The 11053-nt window shown below is 72.5% G+C and carries 10 protein-coding genes; 4 read left to right on the top strand and 6 right to left on the bottom strand.

Annotation, left to right across the window (positions count from 1 at the left end; translation table 11 throughout):
• Nucleotides 1–182 precede the first annotated feature (182 nt).
• Nucleotides 183–860: a two-component system response regulator PhoP gene (gene phoP, locus TR48_RS27985; protein ID WP_500799095.1), complete on the bottom strand. Its 678-nt coding sequence runs from the start codon at nt 858–860 to the stop codon at nt 183–185.
• Between the two features lie 5 nt (nt 861–865).
• Nucleotides 866–2221, bottom strand: coding sequence for a sensor histidine kinase (locus TR48_RS27980; protein WP_042372396.1), 1356 nt, complete (start codon nt 2219–2221; stop codon nt 866–868).
• Between the two features lie 177 nt (nt 2222–2398).
• On the opposite strand from TR48_RS27980, the gene phoU reads away from it, so the two are divergent.
• A complete protein-coding gene (gene phoU, locus TR48_RS27975; protein ID WP_042372393.1) occupies nt 2399–3070 on the top strand; it encodes a phosphate signaling complex protein PhoU in 672 nt (223 codons plus the stop codon).
• 741 nt (nt 3071–3811) lie between these two features.
• Here the strand turns inward: phoU and TR48_RS27970 are convergent.
• Nucleotides 3812–4570, bottom strand: a complete 759-nt coding sequence (locus TR48_RS27970) for a phosphoglyceromutase (protein WP_042372459.1) — start codon at nt 4568–4570, stop codon at nt 3812–3814.
• 105 nt (nt 4571–4675) lie between these two features.
• Here TR48_RS27970 and TR48_RS27965 point away from each other — a divergent pair, with 105 nt between their 5' ends.
• Together TR48_RS27965 and TR48_RS27955 are read left to right on the top strand one after the other, a co-directional pair.
• Entirely contained in the window at nt 4676–6124 is a 1449-nt protein-coding gene (locus TR48_RS27965; RefSeq protein ID WP_052443119.1) for an MDR family MFS transporter, read from the top strand.
• Nucleotides 6125–6134: 10 nt separating this feature from the next.
• On the top strand, nt 6135–7430 hold the full coding sequence (locus tag TR48_RS27955; RefSeq protein WP_042372455.1) for a GNAT family N-acetyltransferase: 1296 nt from the start codon (nt 6135–6137) through the stop codon (nt 7428–7430).
• 67 nt (nt 7431–7497) lie between these two features.
• Here TR48_RS27955 and TR48_RS27950 read toward each other — a convergent pair whose 3' ends face one another.
• From TR48_RS27950 to TR48_RS27940, 3 genes are all read right to left on the bottom strand, one after another.
• Entirely contained in the window at nt 7498–8397 is a 900-nt protein-coding gene (locus TR48_RS27950) for a deoxyribonuclease IV (protein ID WP_042372391.1), read from the bottom strand.
• A gap of 190 nt (nt 8398–8587) precedes the next feature.
• The gene (locus TR48_RS27945) at nt 8588–9469 is read right to left on the bottom strand and encodes an AraC family transcriptional regulator (RefSeq protein WP_042372389.1); all 882 of its coding nucleotides are present in this window, start codon (nt 9467–9469) and stop codon (nt 8588–8590) included.
• Between the two features lie 117 nt (nt 9470–9586).
• Complete coding sequence (locus tag TR48_RS27940) at nt 9587–10468, bottom strand: TetR/AcrR family transcriptional regulator (RefSeq protein ID WP_152628217.1); 882 nt, start codon at nt 10466–10468, stop codon at nt 9587–9589.
• A 145-nt stretch (nt 10469–10613) separates the two neighbouring features.
• Here TR48_RS27940 and TR48_RS39325 point away from each other — a divergent pair, with 145 nt between their 5' ends.
• Nucleotides 10614–10985 carry a hypothetical protein gene (locus TR48_RS39325; protein ID WP_052443117.1) on the top strand — a complete coding sequence of 124 codons (372 nt, stop codon included), beginning with the start codon at nt 10614–10616 and terminating at the stop codon, nt 10983–10985.
• The last annotated feature ends 68 nt before the right edge of the window (nt 10986–11053 follow it).

Below are 11053 nucleotides of genomic sequence, written 5' to 3'. Positions count from 1 at the left end.
GCGCGCTCGACCCGTGCGGCGCGCCGGACCCGCCCGTCTGGCCGGTAGCATCCACGACGCCCGACACCCCGGCACACGAACCGGCACGCGAAGAGGCCGGGGCGGCACCGCACAAGCGGCGCCGCCCCGGCCTCTTTCGAGTGAATCCTCTTTCGAGTGAGTCCTCGCTGCGATCGGACCGATCAGGGCTCGAACTTGTAGCCCAGACCGCGCACGGTGACCAGGTAGCGCGGCGCGCCCGGGTCCGGCTCGATCTTCGCGCGCAGACGCTTGACGTGGACGTCGAGGGTCTTGGTGTCGCCGACGTAGTCCGCACCCCAGACCCGGTCGATGAGCTGCATGCGGGTGAGCACGCGGCCCGCGTTGCGCAGCAGCATCTCCAGCAGGTCGAACTCCTTGAGCGGCAGGTCGACCTTGGCGCCGTCGACGGTGACCACGTGGCGGTCGACGTCCATGCGGACCGGGCCGGCCTCCAGCGCACCGGGGCCGCCGCTGGCCTCCTCGGTCTCGCCGCGGCGACGCAGCACGGCGCGGATGCGGGCGACCAGCTCACGGGTGGAGTAGGGCTTGGTGACGTAGTCGTCCGCCCCTATCTCCAGGCCCACGACCTTGTCGATCTCGCTGTCCTTGGCCGTCACCATGATCACCGGCACGGAGGACTTGGCCCGCAGCTGGCGGCAGACCTCGGTGCCGGGGAGGCCGGGCAGCATCAGGTCGAGCAGCACCAGGTCGGCGCCGTTGCGCTCGAATTGGTCCAGGGCGTCCGGGCCGGTGGCGGCGATGGCCACCTCGAAACCCTCCTTACGCAGCATGTAGGAGAGGGCGTCGCTGAACGACTCCTCGTCCTCGACGACAAGCACACGGGTCACGGCATGGCCTCCGGGGCGGCAGGGGTGGTGGTGGGAGCAGTGGGGTGAGTGGGATCGGCGGTCAGGTCGTCGGGGACCACGACGGTCTCCTCGGCGTCAGCACCGGCGGGGCCGTCGACCTCGCCGTTGACGTCGCTGTCGACATCGCCGTCGACGTCTCCGTCGCCTTCGGCGAAGTGAGCGGCGCGCGCGGCAGCCTCGTCGTTCCTACCCGCAGGAAGGCGCAGGGTGAACGTCGATCCCTGACCCTCGACGCTCCACACCGCCACGCTGCCGCCGTGGGAGGCGGCGACGTGCTTGACGATGGAGAGGCCGAGGCCGGTGCCGCCGGTCGCGCGGGAGCGGGCCGGGTCGACCCGGTAGAAGCGCTCGAAGATCCGGTCGCGGTCCTTCTCGGAGATGCCTACGCCCTGGTCGGTGACCGATATCTCGACCAGGCCCTGCTTGCCACCGGGCACCTTGCGGGCGGCGATGGCCACCCGGGTGCGGGCGGGGCTGTAGTTCACGGCGTTCTCGACGAGGTTGCCGAGGGCCGCGGCGAGCTGGCCGCGGTTGCCGTAGAGCTGGAGCCCGGCGATGCCGCCGGCCGCCATGGTGATCTGCTTGGCCGCGGCCTGGTGGCGGCAGCGGTCCATGGCCTCGGCGACCAGCTCGTCGATCGGCACCATCTCGGCGTCGACCAGGCGCACGTCGTCCTGGACCCGGGACAGCTCGATGATCTCCTGGACCAGGTTGGTGAGGCGCGCGGACTCGATCAGCATCCGGCCCGCGAAGCGGCGCACCGCCTCCGGATCGTCGCTGGCGTCCTGGACGGCCTCGGAGAGCAGCGAGAGCGCGCCGACCGGGGTCTTCAGCTCGTGCGAGACGTTGGCGACGAAGTCGCGGCGCACCGCCTCTATGCGTCTGGCCTCGGTGAGGTCCTCGACCAGCACCAGGACCAGCCGGGAGCCCAGTGGGGCCACCCGGACCGAGACCGCGAGCACCTCGCCGCCGCCGCTGGCGCGTCTGGGAATGTCCAGATCGGCCTGGCGTATCTCCCCGTCACGACGGGTGAGCCTGGCCATGGCGAGGATCGCGTCGACGGCGATCGCCCCGCCGCGCACCAGCCCGAGGGCGTAGGCGGCGGAGCTCGCCTTGATCACCTGATCGCTCTCGTCCAGCACGACGGCGCACGAGCGCAGCACCGACAGCACGGTGTCCACGCCCGGCGGCAGAGCCGGCTCCTCCTGCTGGTCGCTGCGCTTGGCGGGCCGGTGTTCCTTCTCGCTCCAGCGGAAGGCGAGCGCGGCCGTGAGGCCGACCCCGAGCCCGACGAGCGCGCTCACGGAGGCGGCGGCCACGTTCACATCCATGCCAATCAGCGTAAGCGCACGCCGGTGACCAGCCGTAACCCCAGGACAATGCGCTCAGCCGCAGGTCGCCGAGAATTCACCTTCACGTCTCCGGTGATTCACTCCGGTTGCGGGCCTGGGTCGTCCGGGCAGCCCACAGTGGTACGCGAACACCCGTCCAGGAGGGATGACAGCAGCATGCGCGACTCGTACCACGAGGAACTCGACTCGATCAGCGACGGCCTGGTGGAACTGGCCCGCCTGGCCGGCTCCGCGATGGGCCGGGCGACCACGGCGCTGCTCGACGCCGACCTGGAGCTGGCGGAGAGCGTGATCGCCGCCGACGAGAAGCTGGACCAGCTCCACCACGACCTGGAGAACCGCTCCATCGCCCTGCTGGCCCGCCAGCAGCCGGTCGCCACCGACCTGCGCATCGTGGTCACCTCGCTCCGGATGAGCGCGGACCTGGAGCGCAGCGGCGACCTTGCCCGCCACGTGGCCAAGCTGGCCCGCCTGCGCTACCCGGACTCCGCCGTCCCCGCCGACCTGCACCCGATCATCCTGGAGATGGGCCAGCTGGCCCAGCGCCTGATCGCCAAGGCCGGCCAGGTCGTCGCCACCAAGGACGTCGAGGCGGCGCTCGAGCTGGAGCGCGACGACGACCGCATGGACGAGCTGCACCGCCAGCTCTTCGCCCACCTGCTGGACGACCGCTGGCACCACGGCGTGGAGACCGCCGTCGACGTCACGCTGTGCGGCCGCTACTACGAGCGCTTCGCCGACCACGCGGTCTCGGTGGCCAAGCGCGTCGTCTTCCTGGTCACCGGCGAGCACGCGGACGACTTCGTCCCGGAGCCCGGCGACTCCTGACCGTCAATCCTCCCGAGGTGGGGGCGCGCGAACGGGCGTACGGGTGTTCCCGTACGCCCGTTGACGCTCCGTACACGGGCCTCTTCACTGGGAGACAGACAGGCCTGTCGACCAGACGGGCCTGGCCAGGCACGAGGAGGACCTGTCTCGATGACCCAGACTCTCTCGAAGGCCCCGACTCCCCCGACCGCGGTCGCGGCCGCGTCACCGTCGGCCGAAGTCACCCGGCTGCCACTGCTCGCCGCCTGCGGCTGCGGCTCGGGCTGCGGCTGCGGCTGCCAGTCCGGCGGTACCTGCCAGTGCGGCGGAGGCTGCTGCTCGCACTGACGGGCCGCTCCCCTCACCGACACCTCGGAGCGTCACGCCGTCCCTGACGCCCCCTCACGACGCCGTGCGGCCCGGTCGCCCACGGCGTCGTGGCGTTTCCGGCGGGGCGCGGCCTCACGCCCGCGCTGCCGGCTCCGCGTCGTCTGGACCGGCCCGACCGCGCCGAAGACCAGCCCGAGCGGCACCAGGGCCAGTACACCGCAGATCGCCGCCCATCGCGCCCAGCCGTTCGTCCCCAGCGGCGGCCCGTCGTCCGCCCGCCCGGCGCCTCACGGCACGGACCGGACCACTGTCTCTCCCACCGCTGCCCCCTGACCGCCTGGCGCTCCTTGCTCGACGAGCCGGGACAGTAACGCAGAAGGCCCCTCACCCGCGATTGTTTCCGCAGGTGAGGGGCCCTTTTGTCCGCGAGGGCTACTTCTTCCCCTGATTCTTCACGGCCTCGATGGCCGCGGCCGCGGCGGTCGGGTCGAGGTAGCGGCCGCCCTTGGTGAGCGGCTTGAAGTCGGCGTCCAGCTCGTAGAGCAGCGGGATGCCGGTGGGGATGTTGAGGCCGGCGATGTCCTCGTCGGAGATGTCGTCGAGGTGCTTGACCAGCGCACGCAGCGAGTTGCCGTGGGCGGTGACCAGGACCGTGCGTCCGGCGGCGAGGTCCGGGACGATCGCGTCGTACCAGTACGGCAGCATGCGGTGGACGACGTCCTTGAGGCACTCGGTGCGCGGGCGGATGTCCGCCGGCAGCTCGGCGTAGCGGAGGTCGTGGGCCTGGGAGTACTCGGCGTCGTCGGCGAGCGGGGGCGGCGGGGTGTCGTAGGAGCGGCGCCACAGCATGAACTGCTCCTCGCCGAACTCGGCGAGGGTCTGCGCCTTGTCCTTGCCCTGGAGCGCGCCGTAGTGGCGCTCGTTCAGGCGCCAGCTGCGGTGGACCGGGATCCAGTGGCGGTCCGCGCGGTCCAGCGCGATCTGCGCGGTGCGGATGGCGCGGCGCAGCAGGGAGGTGTGCAGCACGTCGGGCAGAAGGCCCTCGGCGGTGAGGAGTTCGCCGCCACGCACGGCCTCCTTCTCGCCCTTCTCGTTCAGGTCGACGTCGACCCAGCCGGTGAAGAGGTTCTTCTCGTTCCACTGGCTCTCGCCGTGACGGAGCAGCACAAGACGGTAGGGAGCATCAGCCATGGCCATGAGCCTAGTCGAGGTCGTAATCCGGTGGCGCAGCCGTCTCATCGCCGAGTAATGTCCCACCTGCTGATCTGACACTTACCTGCCGAGGTCGGAGCGCATATGACCACCGCTGTCCCCACCCGCCTCCCGCGACTTCGCGCCGTCCTGCGGGAATCCGTCGGCGGCCTGCCCCGCACCTACTGGTGGCTGTGGACCAGCACCCTGGTCAACCGCCTGGGCAGCTTCGTCGTCACCTTCCTCACCCTCTACCTGACCACCGACCGCGGGTACTCCCCCGCGGTGGCCGGTCTGGTCGTCTCCTCGTTCGGGCTCGGCGGCGTCTTCGGGGCGATCGGCGGCGGCGTGCTCGCGGACCGGCTCGGGCGCCGGCCGACCCTGGTCGCGGCGCAGTCGCTCGCCGCGCTGACCACCGTGCTGCTCGGCTACACCACCGAGCCGGCGCTGATCGCGCTGGTGGCCGGGCTGCTCGGGCTGACCAGCAACGCCGCCCGCCCCGCCATCTCCGCGATCATGGCCGACCTGGTGCCCGGCCCCGACCGGGTCCGCGCCTTCTCCCTCAACTACTGGGCCATCAACATCGGCTTCGCCGTCTCGGCCTCCGTGGCGGGCGTGCTCTCCTCGCACGGTTACCTGCTGCTCTTCTACGGCGACGCGATCACCACGCTGCTGTGCGCGCTCGTCGTCTTCCTCCGTATCCCGGAGACCCGCCCCGAGCGGCCGGCCCAGGCCGTCGCGCGGTCCGCCGCCCGGACCGCCGCCCAGGACGCCGCCCGGGACGCCGCGCCGCAGGAGCGGGCCGGGCTCGGCACGGTCTTCCGCGACGGTCCGTTCCTCTCGCTGGTCGGCCTCACCTTCCTGATCGCGATGACGATCGGCCTGGGCCAGGTGGCGGTGCCGGTGGTGATGGGCCGCCAGGGTTTCTCCGCGACCGACTACGGCCTGGTCGTCGCGATCAACGGCGTGCTGATCGTGCTCGCCCAGATCCCCGCCACCCGGATCATCCGCGGGCGCGGCCGCACCGGCATCCAGGTCGCCGCCTCGCTGCTGTTCGGCTTCGGCATGGCGCTGTGCGCCTTCGCGCCCGGCGCGACCTCGGGCGGCATGGCCGTCTACGCGCTGAGCGTCGCGGTCTGGACCGTCGGCGAGATCATCTGGACGCCCGTCAACCAGGCGCTGGTCGCGGAGCTCTCACCCGTCCACGGGCGCGGCCGCTACCAGGGCGCGTACTCGCTCGCCTGGCAGGCGTCCTCATTCCTGGCGCCGCTGGCCGCCGGCGGCATGCTCGCCCTCTGGGGCGCCGGTTCGGTCTGGCTCACCTGCGCGATCGTCGGCGTGGTCGCCGCCGGTGGCTACGTCCGCCTCATGCGCGGAAGCTCCGGCCGCCGCATCGAGGCCGCCCGCCTCGCCGCGGCAGCGGAGGCCCGCAAGGCCCGCGCCACAGGCCGGGACGGGGACGCGAACGACGCGGTGGGCGACGCGGTGGACGGTGTGGACGGCGCCGCGGACGCGGCCGGGAATTCGGATGCCGCCGTCGGCGCGGCCTCCTAGAGTGCCGACCATGGGACACAGCACCAGCGCGGGCAAGGCGGCGGAGAACCCGGCAGAGATCGAGATCCGTGTCGTCGGCGACGACGACCTGGCCGCCTGGGGACAGGCGCTCAACGTGGGCTTCATGCGCCCCAAGGGCGACGGCTGGGCCGACTACCACCGCGGGCGCTTCGCGCTCGGCCGCGCCCTCGGCGCGTTCGACGGCGAGCGCTGCGTCGGCACCTTCCGCAGCTTCGCGATGGAGCTGACCCTCCCCGGCGGGGCGACGGTCGTCGCCGACGCGGTCACCAACGTGACCGTCTCCGCCACGCACCGCCGCCGCGGCCTGCTCAACCGGATGATGCGTCAGGATCTCGACGCCGCCGCCGCCCGCGGCGACGCCTTCGCCATGCTGATCGCCGCCGAGTTCGGCATCTACGGCCGCTACGGCTTCGGCCCGGCCAGCGCCCAGCAGGGCAGGCGGATCGACAAGCGGACCGCCGGCGGCATCCGTGTCCCCGCCGCCTCCGACGAGGGCACGATCGAGCTGATCGGCATGGCCGAGTACCGCAGGATCGGCCCCGAGCTGCACGACCGCTTCCGCCGTACCCGCCCCGGCGCCGTCTCCCGCGACGCGTTCAAGTGGCGGCTCGACACCGGTGACATCACCCAGCCCGGCGGCAGCTTCGCGGAGCCGCTGGTCGCCCTCTACCGCGACGCGGCGGGTGTCCCCGCGGGTCTGCTCGCCTACGACGTCAGCGACGAGTGGCGCAACTGGCTGCCCAAGGACGTCACCCTCAAGGTGCGGGACTACTTCGCCGTCGACTGGGCGGCGGAGGCCGCGCTGTGGCGCTACGCCCTCGGGGTCGACTGGGTCCAGCACGTCGAGATCCGGGACCTCGCCCCCGACTCCCCGCTCCCGCTCGCCCTGCACGACCAGCGCGCCTGCGTCGACAACGGGAACAGCGCCGGGGACTTCCTCTGGGTCCGCATTCTCGACGTCCCCCAGGCCTTCTCCACCCGCACGTACGACGCGCCCGGCAGGGTCGTCCTCGAGGTCGCGGACGCCATGGGCTACACCCCGGGCCGCTTCGTGCTGGAGGCCGCCGAGGACGGCACCGGCCGCTGCGTGCCGGCTGGGCCGGACGACACGGACGTCGACTTCGCCCTGGACGTCAGCCAGTTGGCGGCGGTCTGCTTCGGGCACAAGACGCTGGCCGTGCTGGAGCAGGCGGGGCTGCTGGAGGAGCGCCGCGAGGGCGGCCTGCGCGCTGCCCAGCGGGTGCTGCGCACGGACCGGGCGCCGTGGTGCCCGGACGTCTTCTGACCTGAGGCTCCCCCAGGCCGCGGCATGGCTCCATGTCCGCGTTGCCGCGGCCCCGCGCCTCCTGCGACTACGCGCGGTCCCGCAGCCGCCGCAGCGTCAGCACGTCCTCCGCGTGGCCGAAGCCCGGGGCCGCGCTGCGGTCCGGCGTCTCCAGGATGAGCGGGACGCCGGCCGTGGCCGGGTGGCGGAACAGCTGCGCGAAGGGCTCCGCACCGATCCGGCCGTCGCCGATGTTCGCGTGGCGGTCCTTGCGCGCGCCGACGACGTCCTTGCTGTCGTTGGCGTGGATCAGCTTCAGCCGGTCCGGTCCGAACGTCTTCTCCAGCAGGTCCAGCGCCGCGAGGACGCCGCCCGGCGCGGCGAGGTCGTGGCCGGCGGCGAAGACGTGGCAGGTGTCGAGGCAGACGCCGAGGCGCGGGTGGAAGTTCAACGCCTCCGCGTACTCCGCGAGATCCTCGATCCGCGAGCAGAGCGACTCGCCCTGACCGGCCGTGGGTTCCAGCAGCAGCGGCGGCAGGTCGTCCGCCTCCGCCTGGTCCAGCAGCGGCAGCAGGTCCGCTCGCACCTGCGTCATCGCCTCCGTCCGCCGTCCCGATCCGACGGCCGAGCCGGTGTGGACGACCACACCGCGCGCCCCGATCGCGCGCCCGCGCATCAGGGAGTGTCGCAGCGACTCCGCGGAGCGCTCGCGCGTCACGGCGGTGTTCGAGCCGAAGTTGATCAGGTAGGGCGCGTGCACGTAGACGGGCAGGCCCCGCTGCTCGCACTGCTCGCGGAAGGCACGGTCCTGGGCCGGGTTCCCGGTCGGTGTGGCCCAGCCGCGCGGGTTGGCGACGAAGACCTGGACCGCCTCCGCCCCGATCCGGTCCGCGTAGGCGAGGCCGGTGCCCACGAGTCCGCGCGCGGCGACGGGCACGTGGGCCCCGATCGGATTGCGGCTGCGGCGCGGGTCAGGCTGGTCGTTCACCCGTGCAGCATGCCACGGCCGACCCGAGGCCCCGCGCCCGTCCCCGCACGGCTCGGTCACTCCGCCGCCCACGCGCGCTCAGTGCGCCGTGCTCAGGGCGCCCTGCACGAAGCGTCGCGCTCAGGGCGCCCTGCACGAAGCGTCGCGCTCAGGGCGCCGTGCACGAAGCGTCGCGCTCAGGCCGTCGCGCTCAGGCCTCGGGCTCGACGGCGACCCACAGCTCCGCGAGCGCGCCGCCGCCGTCCGGGTCCACGCCGACCTTCAGCAGCGAGGGCCCCGGCCGATGCCGGTAGGGGTTGGGCGGGAACCACTCGCTGTAGACGTCGCCCCACATCCGCTGCAGCGCGCCGGGGAACTCGCCGATCGCGGTGAACACCGCCCACAGCCCCGCCTCCTGCTCCAGCACGTCGAGCCCGGCCGCGGCCTCGCTCCGCCCGCTCTCTGGGGCGGCGACGACCGCGTGGTAGTAGTCGAGCGGGCTGCCCTCCTCGCGGTTGTCCTCGTCATGCGGCAGCGTGACGGAGATGACGCCGCTCGGCTCCTGGTCCGACAGCCCGGCGATCCTGGCCATGGTGTCCGGCTCGATCGCCTTGATCATCTCCAGGATGTGCGGGTTCACGCCCTGGTGGATCTGCGGCACGGTGGCCATCCGACCCACCACCGCGAACTGCTCCTTCGTCACGATCCGGTACTGCATGGGGCTCCTCCCCTCGACGACGAGCCGGAAGGACATCCGTGGCTGCGACTGCAGCGCGAGGCCGCCTCTGCGCGCCTCGCCCGGCCCCACCCCGTGCATCGCCCGGAACGCCCGCGCGAACGCCTCGCCGGAGCCGTAGCCGTACCGCACGGCGATGTCGAGCAGCGTGCGCTCCCCGGCCACCACCTCGGCCCCGGCCATCGTCAGCCGCCGACGCCGGACGTACTCCGACAGCGGCATCCCGGCCAACGCGGAGAACATCCGCCGCAGGTGGTACTCCGAGGTCAGCGCGATCCGCGCCAACTCCCCCACGTCGAGGGGCTCGCGGAGGTGCTCCTCGATGTACTCCAGGGTGCCGTTCAGCGACTCGAGCACCGACGTCCTTCCGTCACTCTTTCCTTGTCGTCGTCGACCCTAGGAATCCCGCGCTGCCCGGCGCCCGACTTCGTGTGCCCGCTCCGGTCGGGTCGACACCCGCGGCTCCCCGGCCGCTCAGTCCGCCTTGCGCCGCCTGCGCTTCGGCTTGGCCTCGGCCCCTGCTTCGGCGTCGGACCCGGCCCCGGCCCCGGCGTTGACGTCCGCGTCGGCCGCAGCGCGTCCCGGCGCGTTCGCGGCGGTGGTGCGGCCGATGGTCGGCAGGACGAACTCCTTGACCATGTCCACCGCGTCCCGAACCAGCGGACGGAACACCCGGTAGCGCGAGAGGGCGACGATCTTGGCGACGAACGGGGAGCAGCGCTGCACGAAGGCGCGGGTGCGTTCGGTGTCGTCGGTGCGATCGAAGACCCAGTACAGCACGACGACCATGAGGTGCAGCCAGAGCAGGTCGGGCAGCAGCTCGTCCAGCTCCGGATCGATCTTCGGGGCGAGGTCCGAACCGTCCAGCACCTCGCGGAAGAGCTGGACGGCGGTGGCGCGGGCCGGGTGGGACTCGTTGGAGAAAGGGCTCAGGGCGCTGTTCGGGTCGGCCGCCGTCCGGAAGAACTGGGCCGCGAACTCGTGGTACGGCTCCGCGCAGTCGATCCAGGACTCCAACGCGATGGCCAACCGCTCCGCGAAGGCGGTCCTGCCCTGCATCCGGGCGCGGGCGTCGGCCAGGTGCTCGCGCGTCATCCGGTCGTAGAACCCCTGAATCAGGAATTCCTTGCCCTCGTAGTAGTAGTACGCGTTGCCGACCGAGACCCCCGCCTCCGCGGCGATCGCCCGCATCGTGGTCTTCTCGTAACCCCGCTCCTTGAAGAGCCGCATCGCGGTCTCCAGGATCAACGCACGCGTACGCTCGCTCTTCGCCGTCTTCGCGCTCTCGACGGGGAGTGCGTGCGCAACGGGCGGTGCGCCCTCGGCGGCGGGCTGGGCAGGCTGGTCGTCGGTCACGGACCGAGGCTATCCGGACCACGCACGGCCCCGACCGCCGCACGAGCGACCCCGACGCCGGCTCATATCTCCATCAACTTTGTCGTGGGTCGTCCCCGCCCGGGGCACAGTGCTTTCACGAAGCGACGCAAGGGGGAGCGAAAAGATGCTGACGTTGAGTCTCGTGATCGTGGTCGTGTGCGCGGCGGTGGTGGTGGGCGGTCTGATCCGCGTCGCCTCGGGGCGCGGCTCCGCGCCGACCCGCCGTTCGGGCGCACCGGGGTCGGTGCGGCGCGACGGCCTCGCGTACCTGCCGGAGCCGGACCCCGGCCAGGCAACTCAGACGGACGCCGGACACAACGGCCACCACCACAGCCACCACTGCGGCCACCAGTCGTGGGACGGCGGCAGCCACCACGGCGGGCACCACTCATGGGACGGCGGCGGGCACCACGGCGGACATCACGACGGCGGCTCGTCCTGGTCCGGCTCGTCCGGCTCCTCCGACTTCGGAGGCGGCGGCCACCACCACGGGTGACGGCCGACGGGCGGCGGCATGCCGAGGCGGCGAGGGGCCGGGGGCAATCGCCACCCGGCCCCTCGCCG

This window comes from Streptacidiphilus neutrinimicus, from assembly GCF_000787815.1.
Lineage (GTDB): Bacteria > Actinomycetota > Actinomycetes > Streptomycetales > Streptomycetaceae > Streptacidiphilus > Streptacidiphilus neutrinimicus.
Note: the sequence above shows the minus strand (reverse complement) of the source record. Positions and strands in the feature narration are given on the sequence as shown.